A 17,504-nucleotide genomic window follows, 5' to 3' on the forward strand; every position below is an offset into this window, starting at 1 on the left:
TTGATCGACTCCTTTTATATGATTTTAATAACACACGTTTTCAAGAACCCTCTCACGAACCCCTACTTTATTGGCATCCTCACTGCTCCGTCGAGACGGATCACCTCCCCGTTCAACATGACGTTATCCAAAATAGTAAGTACCAGCTGGCTGAATTCTACAGGCATGCCGAGTCGTTTAGGAAAAGGCGTTATTTTTCCTAACGAATCTCGCGCAGACTCTGGAAGCTGACTGAACATAGGTGTATCAAACAATCCTGGAGCAATCGTCATTACCCGTATTCCGTGCTGGGCAAGCTCTCTTGATATGGGGAGAGTCATCCCGATCACCCCGCTCTTTGAAGCACTGTAGGCGGACTGTCCAATCTGCCCGTCATACGCTGCAATAGATGCGGTATTCACAATGACACCGCACTCACCTTTTTCATTCGGCAGGTTGTGCTGCATCTGCTCAGCCGTCAGCCGAATCATATTAAATGTGCCTATTAGATTTACTTCAATCACCTTCGAAAAGGAATCCAATTGATGAACTCCCCGCTTTCCAATCACCTTTTCTCCAGTCGCAATTCCAGCACAATTGACAAGAACGTTCACTTTGCCAAAAGCGCGACATGCCTGATCGATGAGCTCTTTCGCTTGCTCGAAAGAAGTCACATCTGTTTTTTTAAAAAGAGCCGCCTCTCCTAACGATTGAGCAAGCTTACTTCCACCTTCTGTATCCTGATCTGCAATAACAGCACGCCCGCCGTTCTCTACTATACTTCGGACTACTGCTTCCCCTAAACCGGAGGCTCCGCCCGTGACAATCGCTATGATCTCTTTACCGTTCATTCCTGCTTGTCCAGTCGTTCAATAATGGTACCATTGGCCATTCCCAATCCTTCACATATCGCAAGCAAACCATACCGCCCCCCGATACGCTCCAATTCATGAAGTAAACTAGTCATAAGTTTAGCTCCTGTAGCACCTAAGGGATGACCTAGAGCGATAGCTCCTCCATTTACATTTAACCGGTCATGTTCCACCTTTGTTTCCTTCATCCAGAATAAAGGTACGGACGCAAAAGCTTCATTAACTTCAAACAGATCGATGTCATCGAAGCTAAGTCCGGACTTTTGTAATACTTTATGCGTAGCAGGTACTGGTCCCGTCAACATTAGGGTTGGATCAGATCCCACTACCGAGCGGGCAACAATTCTAAATCTAGGCTGCACACCTAACTCTTCCGCTTTTTCACGCGACATTAATAAAAGGGCAGCTGCTCCATCACTGATTTGACTTGAATTTCCAGCTGTAATAAGTCCATCCTCTTTAAAAGCAGGCTTCAACTGAGAAAGAGAAGCGGTAGAAGTACCTGGTCTTGGTCCCTGATCTAAGCTTACTATTATGGACTCTCCCTGCTCATTCGATCCCTCTACGTTCATCATTTCCCTATCAAAACGTCCTTCTTTAATCGCATGCAGAGCTCTTTCGTGACTGGAAGCAGCATAAGCATCCAGTTCCTCCTTTGATATTTCCCACTTTTCTGCAATGCGTTCAGCGGATAGACCCTGGTTGATCATGTCATACTTCTCAGTAAGCTGTTCACTATACTTGCTCCCTTGCATATTGGAAAACATCGGTACACGCGACATGCTTTCTACTCCTCCGGCAATAACTACGTCCATATCCCCACAGGCAATCGCCTGGGAAGCAAAATGGACGGCCTGCTGACTCGAGCCGCATTGACGGTCTACGGTTACTCCGGGTACCTCTAGTGGAAAACCTGCCATCAGCGCTGAAATCCTGGCTACGTCCCCCGCCTGCTCACCTACTTGTGATACACAGCCTGCAATGACGTCTTCTACTTCCTTCGGATCCACTTGACTCCGTTCGATTAGTTCCTGTAGCACTAACGCAAAGAGTTCATCGGGCCTTTGCCCACTTAATAAACCATTTCTCTTTCCAACCGGGGTACGAACCGCTTCAACGATAACTACTTCCTTCATATTCCCTGCCTCCTAAACGAGCCCCATTTTTTTCGCAATGATCGATTTCATGACTTCATTCGTGCCTGCATAAATAGCTGTGACTGGTGCGTCACGGAACCTTCTGGCTATCTCAAACTCTTCCATATATCCGTAGCCTCCGTGCAATTGCATACATTCAAGCGCCACTTTTTTCACAAGTTCGGTTGTCCACCATTTGGCCATGGAAACCTGTTTTACCACATCTTCTCCCTGTATATGAGCTTCTATCGTTCGGTCGAGAAAAGTACGGCCTATTTCAACTTCCGTCTGCAGTTCAGCCAGTTTGAACTGAGTATTTTGAAAAGAAGCGATCGACCGTCCGAACGCCTGGCGTTCTTTTACATATTGGATCGTCAGTTCTAGCATTCGCTCACAGGAAGCAATGGCTCCAATTCCTACGATCAGCCGTTCCTGCTGAAGCTGATTCATCAAATAATAGAACCCCTCTCCTTCTTTCCCTATCAGATTGGCAGCCGGTACTTTAGCGTCTTCGAAAATAAGTTCAGACGTATCCTGGCTGTGAAGTCCCACTTTTTCGAGCTGTTTTCCCCTTGTAAAGCCCGGTGTGTCTTTCTCTACTACGATCAGACTGATCCCTTTATGAGCTGGAGAGGCTTTAGGATCCGTCTTGCACACCACGAGGACTAAATCGGCATAGGTACCATTGGTGATAAACGTCTTTTCCCCATTTAATGTATAGTGGTCGTCTGTCTTCTGAGCTGTTGTCTTTACCGCTGCCAGGTCTGAACCAGCCCCTGGCTCAGTCATAGCAATAGCGGTCACACATTCCCCTGTCGTACATTTCGAAAGCCAACTTTTCTTTTGGTCCTCGGTCCCGTAAGCGGATAAATAGGGAACGACGATGTCGTTGTGCAGGCCAATGCCAATCAATCCTGTCCCCACTCTTTCCATCTCTTCATTAATAATTACGGAGTAACCAAAGTCAGCATGGAATCCGCCATACTCCTCATCTAGCCAAGGACATAGATAACCTTGTTCCCCGAGTTTTTTCCAAAAGGAACGTGGAATGGCTTTTTGTTTTTCCCACTCCTTAAAGTATGGATAAGCTTCTTTCTCCAGAAATTGGCGTAGTGACCTTCGCAAAATATCATGCTCTTCTTTTATGTAACCTGCTTTCATCATAGCCTCCTAATTTAATCGTTCCTAAAGGGAAATCATTTTCTAATAGAATGATTCTCTCTGCTCCTGTTTAATTCCTCCATGATTAGGAAAACGGTTACAAAAAGACGTTTAATTGAATAATATGACATGTTTTTACACCATGTTTAGGCTAAACAGACGTTAAAGTCCTCCAATATAAACCCTTACAGGTAAGCAATTTGCCTCCGCAGCGCATAAAAAAGCTTGCAGGAAAACCAACTGGTTTTCCTGCAAGCAGAATTTATGATCTCTATGAATTCAATATTTTTTCGATGGCCTGAGCTACTCCATCTTCAGCATTTGTTCCTGTGACGAACGCCGCTTCTTGCTTCACTTCATCCTGAGCGTTGCCCATCGCGACTCCTACACCTGATTCACGGATCATCGCTATGTCATTCATGCTGTCCCCTACTGCCATCACGTTTTCCATCCGCAGATCAAGCCATTCACAAACTTTTAGCAAAGCCGCGGCTTTCGTGACACCTGTTGGGTTTACTTCAATATTCGTAGGACTGGAGTTTGTAACCTCAAGGTCCTGATTGCCATTCAGTTCCTGAAGAATAGCTTCTCTAATCTCATCATCTTCTATATCGAAACCGAACTTAAGCCAGTTATACTCTTCAATTTCTTTATCAAAAGGTTCCTGGGAGTTAAAAATTCCTTGTTCCGTAGAAGACCAGAAATATAATCCATGTTCTTCTTTCAGCTCCCACAAACGACTGACATGGTGAGGCTCCAGTAAGGTCTGGTCAACCAGTTCAAAGTCCTGATTATAAATCTCACCACCGTTGATCGTTACAATATAAGAAGAACGACCGAGCTGCTCCGCTATATCGCGGCATCGCGACAGTGATCTTCCTGTACTTAATAGGACATGAATTCCCTGATCCTTTGCTTTTTGGACGGCTTTAATATTCGCGTCTGATACAGTTCCCTCCGGATTTACAAGGGTCCCATCTACGTCTAGTGCAATTAATTTAATATCTGTCATTGTATTCACGTCCTCTCTTCTACTTTCTCTATTCTAATACAAGGACAGACTTTCATACAACGAAACGACTAAACCGTATCGGCTGGTTGTTTCAATTGATTAACAAAAGTTCAATTTTTACGCTCCTATTTGCTTACCAGCCTATTTTTTCAAGGGGTACAAATGTAGGAATCAAGGAATCATTGTAAACTTCACGAATGTGCTGCGCTACGTCTTCTTCCTGATATAGATCGACAATGGTTTGATACACTTCTTTATCCGTTTCATATGCGCGGGCTGCAATGATATTTATATAAGGCTGTGCCGTGTCATCTTCAATAAAGATGGCATCATCTACTGGAACAAACCCGGCTTCAACGGCTACTCCATTATTAATGATTGATGCGGCAACGTCCGGCAGTACGCGGGGGGTCTGAGCCGCTACGATCGGTTCAAATTTTAAATTCTTAGGATTTTCCTGAATCTTGTCTAGGTTCCCATTTCCATCAAAATCGTCAGGCAGACCAATCACTCCTGCTTTTTCAAGGAGTAATAAAGCCCGTCCCATATTGGTTGCCTCTTTTGGTATAGCAATAGTGCTTCCTTCTGGAATATTTGTAACATCCTCATATTTTTCAGAGTAGATTCCCATTGGAGCGATTAACGTTGTACCAATAGGGGCCAGATCCAGATCATGTTCTTTTATAAAAGAGTCAAAATAAGAGACCGTTTGAAATGCGTTTAAATCAATGTCTCCGTCCGCAAGCGCCATATTAGGACGTACATAATCTGAAAACTCTACTAATTCGATCTCAATATTCTCCTTGGCTGCTTTTTCTTTTATTTTCTCCCAGATCGGCACGCCAGAACCATTCAGGCCGACTTTAACGACTTTTTTCTCCTCTGATCCTTCACTGGATTCTGCTCCGCTGCTTTCACTGGAACATCCTGCTAATACGGTTCCAATGGCAGCTACTAAACTTAATAAAATGAATAATTTCTTCATCTTGAGACCTCCTATTGTCTGCGAATTTTTTTAGATACAAAGTTTCCTATTGTTTGAGTGATTTGCACAATGACCACGAGAAGAAGCACGGTCGCAATCATTATATCCGTCTCAAAACGCTGGTAGCCATAAGAAATAGCCAAATCACCCAGACCACCGCCGCCTACGAATCCGGCCATGGCTGAAGCCCCAACAAGACCAATCGTTGCGATGGTCAGATTCAGTACAATGGAACTTAACGCTTCCGGTATATACACGCGCGCGATAATTTGCCAGGGGGTCGCTCCCATAGCTTCCGCTGCTTCAATAACACCTGACTTCACCTCGAGTAGACTGCTCTCTACAAGCCGCGCGATGTAGGGCGCCGAGAAAATAACGAGCGGGACTACCGCTGCAGCCGTACCAATGGATGAGCCCACAATAAATCTTGTCACGGGCAGAATGGCTACCAGTAAGATGATAAATGGGATCGACCTGAAGAAGTTAACTACTGAACTGAGCGCATTGAATATAGGTTTGTTTTCAAGCAGTCCGCCATCTTTAGTAACCACTAGCGCAATCCCTAGGGGAAGACCAATTAATGTGGCTGCAAGCAGAGAAATCCCGACCATTAAGAGGGTCTGATTGGTAGCTTCCAGAATTCTCGGCCAAAAATCCATTAAGTTAACCTGCATGTGCTTTCACCTCCTGAACTGTCACAGAACGTTGGATGGAGTCGATTGCTCTCACAATTTCTTTATCTTCTCCCTGAAGTTCCACCACTAAATGTCCAAACGGAATGCCCTGAAGCTCTGTAATCTGCCCGAAAAGTACATTCACTTCCACTTCATATGACTTCGACACGTGGGAAAGTACTGGCTGCCCCGCACTTTCATCTACAAAGGTGACACGGTAAATATGCCGGCTTGCTCCCCGCTTTTCTATCCCCTCCAGGATGGATGCTGGAATTTCATTTTCCATAACCGTTCTTACAAAGTTCTTTGTAGTGGGATGTTCCGGCTGGGAAAACAAATCAAATATAGACCCTTGCTCGATGACACGACCATGTTCCATGACTGCGATCCGGTCGCAAACTTCACGGACCACATTCATTTCATGTGTGATCATAAGAATCGTGATGTTATATTCATCCCGCACTCTGCGCAAAAGTTTAAGAATGGACTTGGTAGTCTCAGGATCAAGAGCAGATGTCGCTTCATCACATAGCAATATGTCCGGTGAGGTGGCTAACGCCCGTGCAATTCCGACCCTCTGCTTCTGTCCACCAGATAACTGGTCTGGATACTGCCTTGCTTTATCTGATAAACCTACAAATTCCAGGATTTCTTCTACACGTGAATCAATATCTTTTTTAGGTACTCCTGATATTGCCAATGGAAAAGCGACATTGTGGCGTACCGTTTTAGACTCCAGCAGATTAAAGTGCTGAAAGATCATGCCGATTCGCTTCCGGACTTTTCGTAACTCGGGTTTAGACAGTTGGGTCAAATCTTCCCCATCCACGAGCAGCCTGCCTTCCGAAGGATATTCCAGTAAATTAACTAAACGAACAAGCGTACTTTTTCCTGCCCCGCTATAACCAATAACTCCGAAGATTTCTCCTTTATTCACGGCTAAATCCACTTGATCTACAGCTCGTAATTCATTTCCATTGTGTTCATAGATTTTTGATACTCCTTCAAATTCAATCATGAACGTTTCCCCCCCTTTGTTTTTCTTTTCTTCCAATTAGCTGTCTTTCTTATGTACGACAAAGCGTGAAACTTTCGTTATGGCACATAAAAGAGCCCCTCTTCTTAAAAGATAAGAAGAGGGGCTCTATCATACGTGATTTATGAGAACCGTCTCTTCTCATCTTTCACGTGCATAAAGCACCTGCTGGAGTTGGCACAGTTTCTGATGACGCATCAGTCCCGCTGCCGAGGTTTCGTAGGGCCAGTCCCTCCACCTCTCTAGATAAGAAGATTTTTATTTGTTTTTAAATTGGATGGTGATCATCTTATTATAGCTCATCAGCTTTGTCAATTTTATCTGTGAAACTTTTCGTTTTTTCTCCTTCCTGACTAAAAACCGGTCCCCATGTCTATTACAGTAAAACCCAATTTTTACGATTATCTTTATACCTTAACGGGTATGCTGAAATAGAGAGCTTATAAAGGAGGTTTAAACATGTTTCATTACACAGTAGAAACAGAAAAAGGAATTGAAGAAGCAGTAGAAAGTTTAGAAGCCAGCCTTAAAGAAGCCCAGTTCGGAGTTTTATGGAATTTTGATATCAAAGATAAACTCAATGAAAAAGGATTAGAATTCGAGAAAGAATTTAAAGTATTGGAAGTATGTAACCCTAAGGAAGCCCAGCGTATTCTTAATGAAAATACACTAGCTGGTTATTTCCTACCATGTAAAATGGTTGTTTATTCTGAGGGAGGCTCTACAAAAATTGGTATGCCTAAACCAACTGCCCTCATTCAATTGGTGGAAGATGAACAAATTCAGAGACTCGCAGAAGATATTGAACAGCGATTAATCCATTGCATGGATCAAAGCGTGTAACGGATATGAGGAGGGATAATCATTGAATTATCCTTCCTTTTTTTATTTAGATCTGTTAAATCTGGTTGTTAATTTTCATAAGAGGCTTATTAAAGGATAGGGCCGGTTACTTGAAGACCCAGTTTCGAGATATTGGTTTGTAGTTAAGGTCCGGACCTTGTGTTATATAGCTCTCTGATTACTTGAGTATGAACTTTCTCAAAGGGAAGATCAACCTATGATCAGCGCTAAACTTTTATCATGTCATGTGGTGAATCACCCCCGTTATAGAAGGATTTACGGCTGTTTCAGGATGCCTTCCTTCTTTTTTGAAGGGTCCGTTTTCATAATAATATTGGGATGGTGGGGAAATGAGGAGACTCGCGCGGGAGAAGGAGCCAGGCGAGACCCCACAGGGAGTGAAACGACCGAGGAGGCTTGTCAGTTCCCCCGCAGGAAAGCGACTTATTTCCCAACCAGCCTTCCCCTTTTTAACGTAACGGCCCCATTTATCTTGAAAATGAGTCTTAAACAAACAGAAGCTTCTCTTTTAAAAAATCTCCTAGTTCTTTATCGGTGGAAGATTTAAAACCTTCTTTCCTTTGACTGAACAATGAAATTCTCCCTGACTCGTAATCGCACCATAAAATATATTTTCAATAGAAGTTATCCCGCAAGCTCTCCATTGGTTCTCCAACCATTCCTCGTTTTTACCCAGGTGATTCAAAATATCCTTTTGCAATTTTCCGTCCAGAATAAGTGGAACGTCATAACCCCCACCCCTATATGGAAGATGGAAATCCTCCCTCGTAATGTTTTCTTTTTCCGACTTTAACTTTACAGACATTGACCCGTTCGCTTCAATCAATGCTAATTCGACATCATTAATATGGTACACATCCTTTTCTCGAAGCATTTGAATGATATTATCGATAGAATAGTTAATGCTTTTAATGTTTTTTTCGACGATTTCTCCATTGAAAACCACCACCGTTGGTTCAAATGTTAAGAGCTTTCCCAACTTGCGATTTCTTAGTTTACTCCATACAATAAATTTCTGCAGTAAAGCAATTGCAATCATAGCCACTACGGTATGGATATGATTAATATTCGGATCAGCAATATCAGCCCCGACCACTGAACCGAGTACAAGAACCACCAGAAAATCAAAGACAGGCAGTTCACCTATTGACCGCTTCCCCATAAACAACCCTATGGCCAGTAGGAACGGAAGGATTGTTACAATTCTGCCTATAACCTTAAGTAAATCCCACAATAAATCCAATTGATTCACCACCTATACGTAGGTTTGCTTCCCACAGAATGTTTTATCCAATATTCTTTTATCCACCTGTTGACATTATACCTTATGGGGTATATTATTAGTCATGTACTGTTCAACACAGCAAACAAAATCTTCATTAAGGGAGGGGAATCAACATGGAGTACAACGAAGCCATGAAAAACAGAGTAAAGCGTCTGGAAGGACAATTAAGAGGCGTTCTCAAAATGATGGAAGAAAATAAAGATTGCAAAGACGTCATCACTCAACTGTCTGCTTCCAGAAGCGCAATTGATCGCACCATCGGTTTAGTCGTCAGCTCCAACCTTGTGGAGTGCATTCAGGAATCAAGTGATAACCAGAACACAGAAGATTCCATCAACGAAGCTGTGCAGCTTCTAGTTAAAAGCCGATAATTTTTTAATAAATTTAATACCCATACACGTATATGTATAAATAAATTCTAGGAGGATAAAGATGTCTGAAACAAAATCAACCAATATCATCTTGTTCAGCGGAGATTATGATAAAGCGATGGCCGCTTATATTATTGCTAACGGGGCAGCCGCTTACGATCACAATGTAACCATTTTCCACACATTCTGGGGGTTAAACGCTCTGCGAAAAGATGAACAAGTATCTGTTAAGAAAAACTTCATGGAAAAAATGTTTGGAAAAATGATGCCTAGAGGTGCCGATAAAATGGGCATATCTAAAATGAACTATGCTGGCTTCGGCCCGAAAATGATTAAAGATGTCATGAAAAAACACAACGCGATGCCTCTGCCTGACCTTATTGAAATGGCGCAGGAACAGGATATTAACCTTGTCGCTTGTACCATGACCATGGATCTCTTAGGGCTTCAAAAAGAAGAACTGCTCGATGAAATTGAATATGCTGGTGTTGCTGCTTATATTGGTGATGCTGAAGACGGCAACGTAAATCTGTTTATTTAATAGGAGGTTAGCCTAAATGAAAACAATAAGTGCGCAAGAACTGGAAGAAAAATTGAACAAGAATGAATCATTGAATCTCATAGACGTTCGTGAGGATGAAGAAGTAGCGGCCGGGAAAATTCCTGGTGCTGCACATATCCCTCTCGGCTCACTAGAAGCCCGTATAGACGAATTGGATCAATCCAGGGGCTATGTAATGATTTGCCGCTCTGGAGGCCGCAGCGGTCGTGCTGCGAAGTTCCTTGAACAAAATGGCTATGATGTTACTAACATGGACGGCGGCATGCTGGATTGGAAAGGCCCTACTGAATAATTTAATAAATTATATACCCTTTGGGGTTATAGGAGGATAAATGGATGGATATTAAAGCAGATCATTTATTAGATGCTAAAGGACTTGCGTGCCCGATGCCTATTGTAAAAACGAAAAAAATGATAAAGGACTTAAATTCTGGTGACGTAGTCGAAGTTCAGGCAACCGATAAAGGTTCTAAGGCGGATCTCCAGGCCTGGGCCAAGAGTGCCGGTCATCAATATTTAGGAACCATTGAAGAAGAAGGCACCTTAAAACACTACATTCGTAAAGCCAGTGATGAATCAGAAGAGAAATTGCACCCGGACACCGTAAATAATGAGGAGCTTTCTCAAAACCTGAAAAATGATAACGTACTCCTTCTCGATGTACGTGAGTCAGCGGAGTTTGCATTCGAGCATATTCCAGAGGCCGTATCTATTCCACTTGGTGAATTAGATGAGCGAATCAATGAAATTGACCAGACGAAAGATGTTTATGTCGTATGCCGCACAGGAAGTCGTAGTGACATGGCTTGTCAAAAGCTTACGGAAAAAGGTCTTGAGCGTGTATACAATGTTGTACCGGGAATGAGCGAGTGGTCCGGTGAAACGACATCACTGCGTTCATAAAATTTTTTAAACTTAAATATACCTTAGGGGGTAATTAATAATGGCAATAAAAGAAATCTCAGTTAAGGATTTAGCTGAAAAAGCACTTCAAAAAGAAGAACTGTTTTTACTTGATGTCCGTACAGAAGACGCTTTCCAGGACTGGAAGATCGAAAGCGAGAATTTCACTTATTTGAATATCCCTTACTTTGATCTGCTGGATGGCGTGGAAGAAATTGAAGATCAGCTTCCAAAAGATCAGGATATTGTAGTGGCCTGTGCCAAAGGCGGGTCTTCCCAGATGGTCACAGAAATGCTGGATGACGCCGGATTTACAAATGTGTATTCCTTGGAAGGCGGTATGAAAGCGTGGAGTGAACACTTAATGCCTGTTAAGGTAAGTGATCTTACGGACGGTGGCGAGCTTTACCAATTTGTACGTATCGGTAAAGGCTGCTTATCTTACATGGTTGTATCGAACGGAGAAGCAGCTATTATCGACTCCACCCGTAAAACCGATGTATATGTGAATTTTGCTGAACAAATGGGTGTGACCATTAAACACGTATTTGATACCCACTTACACGCTGACCATATTTCTGGAGGCAGAACCATTGCTCAGCAAACAGGTGCAGCTTACTGGCTACCTCCAAAGGATGCAGAAGAAGTAACCTTTGATTATCAGCCATTAGAAGATGGAGAAAAGGTGACCATTGGAAACACAACCATCGACATCCACGCGCTGTATTCACCAGGGCACACCATTGGTTCCACTTCTTTTGTAGTAGATGATCAATACTTGATGACCGGAGATATTCTGTTCATCGATAGTATCGGCCGCCCTGACCTGGCAGGAAAAGCAGATGATTGGGTCATGGATCTTAGAGAAACGTTGTATAAACGCTATAAAGATCTTTCAGATGAACTAATCGTGCTTCCTGCGCACTTTATGATTATGGATGAATTAAACGAAGATGGAACAGTAGCCGAGAAGCTGGGTGTTCTCTTTGAGAAGAACCACGGTCTGAACATCGAAGACAAAGATGAGTTTAGAAAAATGGTAACCGAGAATCTTCCGCCACAGCCGAATGCTTATCAGGAAATCCGTGAAACCAACATGGGTAAAATTGATCCGGAAGAAGAAGAACAGCGAGAAATGGAAATTGGTCCAAATCGCTGTGCCGTCCGCTAATTAATTCTAAGGTAAACAAACAAAGATTTTAAAACAACATTATTTATTGGAGGTTATTCCCTATGAACGTAACAAAAGTATTAGATGCCAAAGGTTTAGCATGCCCTATGCCAATTGTGAAAACAAAGAAAGCCATGAAAGAAGTTGAGAGCGGCGAAACGCTTGAAATTCACGCAACCGATCAAGGGGCGAAAAGTGACTTAACAGCGTGGGCTAAATCAAGCGGCCACGAACTTCTTCAACACGATGAAGAAGACGGTGTATTTAAGTTCTGGATACAAAAAGGGTAAAGAATTTTTCATAAAAAAGGGAACCAGATGTGGTTCCCTTTTTTAAGGAGGTTGACCAAAATGGAATTTGGATTAATTATTACTATCTTTCTTATCGGATTTGCAGGCTCGTATGTATCAGGAATGCTCGGCATAGGTGGTTCTATTATCAAGTACCCGATGCTGCTTTATATACCACCGCTCGTAGGGTTCACAGCCTTCACCTCCCATGAAGTTTCCGGTATCAGTGCCGTACAGGTATTCTTTGCTACGATTGGAGGCGTATGGGCCTACCGAAAAGGTGGATACTTGAACAAGTCCCTCATTCTTTATATGGGAGTAAGTATCCTAATTGGAAGCTTTATAGGCGGGTATGGATCCACATTCATGCCGGAAAGCGGAATAAATCTTGTTTACGGTGTGCTCGCGCTAATAGCTACAATTATGATGTTTATACCTAAAAAGGGCTTGGACGACCAGGTGCTTGAAGAAGTAGACTTTAACCGAACACTTGCATCCTCTCTAGCTTTAATTGTTGGTGTAGGTGCAGGTATCGTAGGGGCTGCCGGCGCTTTTCTGCTCGTCCCTATTATGCTTGTAGTATTAAAAATACCAACCAGGATGACAATTGCTTCTTCCCTCGCCATCACTTTGATCTCATCCATTGGGGCTACGATAGGTAAAGTTACGACCGGCCAAGTTGAGTACTTTCCAGCGGCCGTTATGGTCGTAGCCAGTTTACTAGCAGCTCCCCTCGGAGCCATGGCAGGGAAAAAAATCAATACAAGAGTATTACAAACCATTCTTGCAGTGCTGATTTTAGGCACTACGATAAAAGTATGGATGGATTTCTTTTAAGGAAGTCAAACAGCTGACCAAAAAAGGTCAGCTGTTTTTTATTAACTTAATTTCAAAGTATTATAGACGCTTACTCTTAAGAGACTTATTCAACAAAAGGACCGGATTGTGGAAGACTCAGTTTCGAGATAGTGTGTGGAGAAAGAGGCTCCAGGGAACAAGGATCATCTATAATCCACCCTGGGTTTTAATGTTTGTTTACGTGTAGGAATCCTGTTGCAGAAGCATTTGAGGCAGATGCATTATGGCTCCTGTCTCCTATAGAAGGGTCCCTTCACTAGATATCGTTAGGGTGGCGGAGGAAACGACGAGACTCCCGCGGGAGAAGGAGCTAGGCGAGACCCCACAAAGAGTGTTAACGACTGAGGAGGCTTGTCAGTTCCCCCGCAGGAAAGCGAGTTGTTTCCGTAGCCGCCCTCACCTATTGTTTGCAAAGGACCCCAACTATCTCGAAACTAAGTCTTCCAGTATCGGAAGCTTATGTGTAACAAGCAACTGGGAGTCTAATGAAAAAGAATTAAAAAGCTGCCGATCTGGATGGGATCGGCAGCTTTTTGTTACTCTTCTTTATTGTTTTTATTCAAGGTAGGGTCTGTATTGACCATCTCGGTTTCATCAAGATAACGCAACAGATCTCCGTAAATAACGGAATCGGAGACACTCAGCTCTTCTTGTGCAGTTTGAAAGCCTTCCTCACAAGCCTGGCCTTCAACTTGTTCTCCTGTTTCTCTATCATAGCATACGCCTTGAATACCTACATATTCTTCATTGGCGAAATCCCCATCACGTGTAATCATCATTTCTCTGCGATCCTCATTTAGCAAGTCCTGTCCGAATTGAACAGGGTTCTCATCTTCAATTCCAAGCAGGTTAGTAAGAGTAGGACGCAAGTCAATCTGTCCTCCTACTGTATGGTTGGTTTCGGAAGGAATATCCTTACCGTAAATTAGCATTGGTACACGCTGTAATTGGAATTGTTCGTAATCATTAATCTCTTTTCCGAGGTATTCTCCCATGGCTTTCTGGTGATTTTCGGAGATTCCAAAGTGGTCACCATAGATTAAGAGAATCGTATCATCGTAGAGTTCTGATTGCTTAAATTCTTCTACAAACTGTTCCAGTGCCTCGTCCTGGTAACGGATGGTCTGGAAATAACGGTTCAGTGTAGTACTGGAAGTTTCCCCTTGCTCAATAGTTGCTAACTCTTCAGGTAAGGTGAAAGGATAATGGTGAGTGAGCGTAATCATCTTGGAATAGAACGGCTCTTCCATCTCTTTCATCTTTTCCAGGGAATCCTCAAAGAAATATTCATCCAAGTAGCCCCATCCATGAGATTTCTCTGGGGTTACATCATAATCTTCTTTCGAAAAGAACTCGTTGTATCCTAGAGAATCATACATGACGTTTCGGTTCCAGAACGTCTTATCATTCGCATGCATCACGTTTGTGAAGTATCCATTTTCACTTAACAGCTCAGGCATAGCCTCATATTCATTTCCTGAGTGCGTGAAGAATACAGCACCACGGTTTAACGGATACATCGAATTTGCTAAAAGGAACTCTGAATCAGAGGTACGTCCCTGCTTCACTTGATGATAGAAGTTATCAAAGTACATACCTTCTTCTTTTAACTCGTTGAAATAAGGAGTAACTTCTTCTCCGTGCAACGTGTTGTCCACTACGAAGGTTTGTGTACTTTCAAGCGAGATCGCAATGACGTTTTTACCTTCTGCTACCCCTTCAAGACGATCGCTGTCTTCGGTTTTCTGTTCATTCAAGTAGTTAATAACTGGCACAAGTTCGTTACTGTCAGCCAACGTTTTCTTCATTTCCGTCTTACCTTGCAGCACGGCATCATAGACATGGTAGTTTAAAAGGCCAATATATTTCACCAGCATTGTGCGGTCAAATGTACGCTCAAGAAGGTCTGTACGCTCTTCTTCAGCCCACTGTAAGTTAATCACAAACAATGGAATCGCAATAATCGCAAGCAAAAATCCTTCACGCCTTTTCGGTGTGAATTGGCTTAAGCGTGCAGGCTTCAAATAGAACAAGAAGAATGCAGCGATTAAAACATCAACGAACAAAAAGATATCTGATGCTTCTAGGATCGTTTGAATACTGCCCCCCATTCCTGCCAGGTTCGCTACCTGATTTAACATAGGAATGGTGATAAAGTCGTTATATTCCCTATAAAAAAGAATGTTCACGTATAACAGTAAAGATCCAAGAATATAGGAAACTAACATCCCCCGGCGCCCCGCCAGCAGCACTCCAATACCAAAGATTAGAAAAATACTGCTTAGAGGATTGAATGCAAGAATATTAGCTTCATTGGGGTTTTCTACATTTAAAGAGAAAATATTGCTTTGAATATATGACATCTTCAGCCAGAACAAACCTATGACAAGAGCATAGACAGTTAATTTCAACAATGTGTTTTTGTTTAAATATTTTTTTAGTGTAAACATTGTAAAACCTCCGTTAAATTTACATTAACCTATTTTACCTTATTTGAACCGAATTTTGTACCATAAATTGATAGTTTAAATTAGCTGAAATAATTGTAACCTTATCTATAAAGCTTTGTAATATAAAAATGCATCTGTAGACCTATGCTTGTTTTTACCAATTTTTAAGTATAACCAATTTTACATTCCCAATATATTATTTACTTAAACTTAAGAATTCGACGCTGAATTTATGTCCAAACCTTCCTATTTGACTTCCATAGATATACAAATTACGTTTGGACTGAAGAGAATTAATTTAGGAGGTTATGTACATGAGTACAGTTGAACAATTCATCAATTCCTTGTCTCCTCACCGTGGAGCATTAAACGATTTAATCGAAATGATCGATGAAAAAAACTACGCATTTAAACCTACTCCTACATCTATGGAGACAGAGAAGCTGGTTAACCATACGCTGAAAACTACTTATACCTTTGCCCGGCTTGCCGCCAAGCAGTCACCTGAAGACCTTTTCCCTGAAGGTGATGATACTCCCTTAGCGGAGCGCGCCAGAGTTTACACGGACGAAACGTATGCATCGATTAAACTGTTAGAAGATGAAGATCTGGATGAACTTATCGATGTTAAGAAAATGTTCGGATCAGAAATTCCTGCAGGTAAATTGTTAGAAATGGCTAAAGATCATGAGATCCATCATAAGGGTCAGCTCTTCGTATATGTAAGAGAGATGGGACACACGGATTTACCGAGTTTCGTTAAAAAATAACCATCATTAATTTTCCCGTGTTGAATCAAAATCCCATAAGAACTTAAAAAAATAAAACAGTAAGAAAGGACAGGAAATCATTCTTCCTGTCCTTTCTTTTAATTTAAGACTCTATTAAATCGCAGTGTTGATCTTACAGAAAAGCTCCCGTTTGTTTAAGACTCAGTTTCGAGATAAATGGGTCCGTGACGTTAATAAGGAAGAGGGCTGGTGGGGAAATAAGTCGCTTTCCTGCAGGGGAACTGGCAAGCCTCCTCAGTCGTTATCACTCCTTGTGGGGTCTCGCCTAGCTCCTTCTCCCGCGGGAGTCTCCTCATTTCCCCACCAGCCCTGCGATTTCTTGTGAACGGACCCCTGCTAATAGGAAAAACGGGAAACCTGAAATCGTCCTAAATGCTTCTATAGCGGCGTTTATCCCCCTGGACAGACTCGGAATTAACGTTGATCACAGGTCATTTTTCCTCATATGGAGGTATATACGTAGAGGATTTTGAGCGTTTAATAATCGCAAAGGGGCGGAAGGGAACGGTGAAGACTCCTGCGGGATGCACATGATCGGTGAGATCCCGGAAGGCGAAGCCTGAGGAAGCTCACCATATGCCCACGGAAAGCGAGCCGTTCCCTGGAGACCCTTTCTCTACAAAATATCTCGAAACTGAGTCTTACAGATAACGGCCCTATAGCTTAATAAACCTTTTCTGAAAAAAATCAACAACTGCTTGTAACATAGCTCCATTCACGCTTATCGAGAAGAAAGGGACTTCTTCTGCTTGTTCTCATATTCTTTTCGATAAATATTTTTCAAATGGATACGGTGTGCTAAACGAATGGTTGGACGGATGAGCATTTGTAGACTTCCAAGTACAAATAAACTCACCCCCCATGTTTTAGCAGCTTCAAAATAAAAACAAACACTTCCGATCAGAAACCAGAGTCCCAGTAAAAAATCATTAACCGTGTAGAGTACTTCATAGCTTTTTTTGAAGAATAGATCGTGTTTCCCCATTTTTATATCCACGTATTGATCTTTACTGTGCTTTTGCACATCAGCTTTTTCATTCGTTAGATTACTCATCCCGGCCCTCCTTCCGTGAACTTCTATTACCTTCATACCCGATGAATCGA

The 17,504-nt window shown here is 42.4% G+C and carries 19 protein-coding genes and 1 riboswitch; of the genes, 9 read left to right on the forward strand and 10 right to left on the reverse strand.

The genetic code is table 11. From position 1 onward, the window contains the following. Nucleotides 1-62: 62 nt before the first annotated feature. The 7 genes from HBHAL_RS19030 to HBHAL_RS19060 form a co-directional block, all read right to left on the reverse strand. On the reverse strand, nucleotides 63-830 hold the full coding sequence (locus tag HBHAL_RS19030) for an SDR family NAD(P)-dependent oxidoreductase (protein ID WP_014645157.1): 768 nt from the start codon (nucleotides 828-830) through the stop codon (nucleotides 63-65). After that, the gene (locus tag HBHAL_RS19035) at nucleotides 827-1,987 is read right to left on the reverse strand and encodes a thiolase family protein (protein ID WP_014645158.1); all 1,161 of its coding nucleotides are present in this window, start codon (nucleotides 1,985-1,987) and stop codon (nucleotides 827-829) included. Before HBHAL_RS19035 ends, HBHAL_RS19030 begins: the two co-directional genes overlap by 4 nt. Before the next feature lie 12 nt (nucleotides 1,988-1,999). Beyond that, entirely contained in the window at nucleotides 2,000-3,148 is a 1,149-nt protein-coding gene (locus HBHAL_RS19040; protein ID WP_014645159.1) for an acyl-CoA dehydrogenase family protein, read from the reverse strand. A 271-nt stretch (nucleotides 3,149-3,419) separates the two neighbouring features. After that, nucleotides 3,420-4,160 carry a Cof-type HAD-IIB family hydrolase gene (locus tag HBHAL_RS19045; protein ID WP_014645160.1) on the reverse strand — a complete coding sequence of 247 codons (741 nt, stop codon included), beginning with the start codon at nucleotides 4,158-4,160 and terminating at the stop codon, nucleotides 3,420-3,422. Nucleotides 4,161-4,293: 133 nt separating this feature from the next. Then, nucleotides 4,294-5,145 carry a MetQ/NlpA family ABC transporter substrate-binding protein gene (locus HBHAL_RS19050; RefSeq protein ID WP_014645161.1) on the reverse strand — a complete coding sequence of 284 codons (852 nt, stop codon included), beginning with the start codon at nucleotides 5,143-5,145 and terminating at the stop codon, nucleotides 4,294-4,296. An 11-nt stretch (nucleotides 5,146-5,156) separates the two neighbouring features. Continuing rightward, on the reverse strand, nucleotides 5,157-5,819 hold the full coding sequence (locus tag HBHAL_RS19055) for a methionine ABC transporter permease (protein WP_014645162.1): 663 nt from the start codon (nucleotides 5,817-5,819) through the stop codon (nucleotides 5,157-5,159). After that, nucleotides 5,809-6,837, reverse strand: a complete 1,029-nt coding sequence (locus HBHAL_RS19060) for a methionine ABC transporter ATP-binding protein (RefSeq protein WP_014645163.1) — start codon at nucleotides 6,835-6,837, stop codon at nucleotides 5,809-5,811. The genes HBHAL_RS19055 and HBHAL_RS19060 overlap by 11 nt, the downstream gene beginning before the upstream one ends. Before the next feature lie 156 nt (nucleotides 6,838-6,993). After that, a riboswitch (SAM riboswitch) is annotated at nucleotides 6,994-7,108 on the reverse strand. A gap of 206 nt (nucleotides 7,109-7,314) precedes the next feature. On the opposite strand from HBHAL_RS19060, the gene HBHAL_RS19065 reads away from it, so the two are divergent. Further along, a complete protein-coding gene (locus HBHAL_RS19065; RefSeq protein ID WP_014645164.1) occupies nucleotides 7,315-7,698 on the forward strand; it encodes a DUF302 domain-containing protein in 384 nt (127 codons plus the stop codon). 541 nt (nucleotides 7,699-8,239) lie between these two features. Here the strand turns inward: HBHAL_RS19065 and HBHAL_RS19075 are convergent. Next, complete coding sequence (locus tag HBHAL_RS19075; RefSeq protein ID WP_041601465.1) at nucleotides 8,240-8,962, reverse strand: DUF421 domain-containing protein; 723 nt, start codon at nucleotides 8,960-8,962, stop codon at nucleotides 8,240-8,242. Nucleotides 8,963-9,117: 155 nt separating this feature from the next. Here HBHAL_RS19075 and HBHAL_RS19080 point away from each other — a divergent pair, with 155 nt between their 5' ends. The 7 genes from HBHAL_RS19080 to HBHAL_RS19110 all read left to right on the forward strand — a co-directional run bounded on the left by HBHAL_RS19080 (nucleotide 9,118) and on the right by HBHAL_RS19110 (nucleotide 13,138). Beyond that, nucleotides 9,118-9,375, forward strand: coding sequence for a metal-sensitive transcriptional regulator (locus tag HBHAL_RS19080; protein ID WP_014645166.1), 258 nt, complete (start codon nucleotides 9,118-9,120; stop codon nucleotides 9,373-9,375). A gap of 61 nt (nucleotides 9,376-9,436) precedes the next feature. Next, a complete protein-coding gene (locus HBHAL_RS19085; protein WP_014645167.1) occupies nucleotides 9,437-9,916 on the forward strand; it encodes a DsrE/DsrF/DrsH-like family protein in 480 nt (159 codons plus the stop codon). Between the two features lie 16 nt (nucleotides 9,917-9,932). Further along, nucleotides 9,933-10,229, forward strand: a complete 297-nt coding sequence (locus HBHAL_RS19090) for a rhodanese-like domain-containing protein (RefSeq protein WP_014645168.1) — start codon at nucleotides 9,933-9,935, stop codon at nucleotides 10,227-10,229. Between the two features lie 44 nt (nucleotides 10,230-10,273). Further along, complete coding sequence (locus HBHAL_RS19095) at nucleotides 10,274-10,840, forward strand: sulfurtransferase TusA family protein (protein WP_014645169.1); 567 nt, start codon at nucleotides 10,274-10,276, stop codon at nucleotides 10,838-10,840. Between the two features lie 40 nt (nucleotides 10,841-10,880). Then, on the forward strand, nucleotides 10,881-12,011 hold the full coding sequence (locus HBHAL_RS19100; RefSeq protein WP_014645170.1) for an MBL fold metallo-hydrolase: 1,131 nt from the start codon (nucleotides 10,881-10,883) through the stop codon (nucleotides 12,009-12,011). A gap of 62 nt (nucleotides 12,012-12,073) precedes the next feature. After that, a complete protein-coding gene (locus tag HBHAL_RS19105; RefSeq protein WP_014645171.1) occupies nucleotides 12,074-12,301 on the forward strand; it encodes a sulfurtransferase TusA family protein in 228 nt (75 codons plus the stop codon). Between the two features lie 60 nt (nucleotides 12,302-12,361). Next, nucleotides 12,362-13,138, forward strand: coding sequence for a sulfite exporter TauE/SafE family protein (locus HBHAL_RS19110; protein WP_041601466.1), 777 nt, complete (start codon nucleotides 12,362-12,364; stop codon nucleotides 13,136-13,138). A 557-nt stretch (nucleotides 13,139-13,695) separates the two neighbouring features. Here HBHAL_RS19110 and HBHAL_RS19115 read toward each other — a convergent pair. Next, nucleotides 13,696-15,609 carry an LTA synthase family protein gene (locus HBHAL_RS19115; RefSeq protein ID WP_014645173.1) on the reverse strand — a complete coding sequence of 638 codons (1,914 nt, stop codon included), beginning with the start codon at nucleotides 15,607-15,609 and terminating at the stop codon, nucleotides 13,696-13,698. A gap of 314 nt (nucleotides 15,610-15,923) precedes the next feature. On the opposite strand from HBHAL_RS19115, the gene HBHAL_RS19120 reads away from it, so the two are divergent. Continuing rightward, nucleotides 15,924-16,379: a DinB family protein gene (locus tag HBHAL_RS19120; protein ID WP_014645174.1), complete on the forward strand. Its 456-nt coding sequence runs from the start codon at nucleotides 15,924-15,926 to the stop codon at nucleotides 16,377-16,379. A 742-nt stretch (nucleotides 16,380-17,121) separates the two neighbouring features. Here HBHAL_RS19120 and HBHAL_RS19125 read toward each other — a convergent pair. Continuing rightward, entirely contained in the window at nucleotides 17,122-17,454 is a 333-nt protein-coding gene (locus tag HBHAL_RS19125; protein ID WP_087946137.1) for a YrhK family protein, read from the reverse strand. Nucleotides 17,455-17,504: the final 50 nt, after the last annotated feature.

The sequence above is a fragment of the Halobacillus halophilus DSM 2266 genome, from assembly GCF_000284515.1.
GTDB classification, from domain to species: Bacteria; Bacillota; Bacilli; order Bacillales; family Halobacillaceae; genus Halobacillus; species Halobacillus halophilus.

Bases quoted from the DNA above. Each gene is read 5' to 3' on its own strand.
- HBHAL_RS19115 (WP_014645173.1), bottom strand. From the start codon at position 15,609: ATGTTTACACTAAAAAAATATTTAAACAAAAACACATTGTTGAAATTA.
- HBHAL_RS19050 (WP_014645161.1), bottom strand. From the start codon at position 5,145: ATGAAGAAATTATTCATTTTATTAAGTTTAGTAGCTGCCATTGGAACC.
- HBHAL_RS19110 (WP_041601466.1), top strand. From the start codon at position 12,362: ATGGAATTTGGATTAATTATTACTATCTTTCTTATCGGATTTGCAGGC.
- HBHAL_RS19105 (WP_014645171.1), top strand. From the start codon at position 12,074: ATGAACGTAACAAAAGTATTAGATGCCAAAGGTTTAGCATGCCCTATG.
- HBHAL_RS19090 (WP_014645168.1), top strand. From the start codon at position 9,933: ATGAAAACAATAAGTGCGCAAGAACTGGAAGAAAAATTGAACAAGAAT.
- HBHAL_RS19085 (WP_014645167.1), top strand. From the start codon at position 9,437: ATGTCTGAAACAAAATCAACCAATATCATCTTGTTCAGCGGAGATTAT.
- HBHAL_RS19125 (WP_087946137.1), bottom strand. From the start codon at position 17,454: ATGAGTAATCTAACGAATGAAAAAGCTGATGTGCAAAAGCACAGTAAA.
- HBHAL_RS19095 (WP_014645169.1), top strand. From the start codon at position 10,274: ATGGATATTAAAGCAGATCATTTATTAGATGCTAAAGGACTTGCGTGC.
- HBHAL_RS19065 (WP_014645164.1), top strand. From the start codon at position 7,315: ATGTTTCATTACACAGTAGAAACAGAAAAAGGAATTGAAGAAGCAGTA.
- HBHAL_RS19060 (WP_014645163.1), bottom strand. From the start codon at position 6,837: ATGATTGAATTTGAAGGAGTATCAAAAATCTATGAACACAATGGAAAT.
- HBHAL_RS19100 (WP_014645170.1), top strand. From the start codon at position 10,881: ATGGCAATAAAAGAAATCTCAGTTAAGGATTTAGCTGAAAAAGCACTT.
- HBHAL_RS19030 (WP_014645157.1), bottom strand. From the start codon at position 830: ATGAACGGTAAAGAGATCATAGCGATTGTCACGGGCGGAGCCTCCGGT.
- HBHAL_RS19040 (WP_014645159.1), bottom strand. From the start codon at position 3,148: ATGAAAGCAGGTTACATAAAAGAAGAGCATGATATTTTGCGAAGGTCA.
- HBHAL_RS19045 (WP_014645160.1), bottom strand. From the start codon at position 4,160: ATGACAGATATTAAATTAATTGCACTAGACGTAGATGGGACCCTTGTA.
- HBHAL_RS19035 (WP_014645158.1), bottom strand. From the start codon at position 1,987: ATGAAGGAAGTAGTTATCGTTGAAGCGGTTCGTACCCCGGTTGGAAAG.
- HBHAL_RS19120 (WP_014645174.1), top strand. From the start codon at position 15,924: ATGAGTACAGTTGAACAATTCATCAATTCCTTGTCTCCTCACCGTGGA.
- HBHAL_RS19055 (WP_014645162.1), bottom strand. From the start codon at position 5,819: ATGCAGGTTAACTTAATGGATTTTTGGCCGAGAATTCTGGAAGCTACC.
- HBHAL_RS19080 (WP_014645166.1), top strand. From the start codon at position 9,118: ATGGAGTACAACGAAGCCATGAAAAACAGAGTAAAGCGTCTGGAAGGA.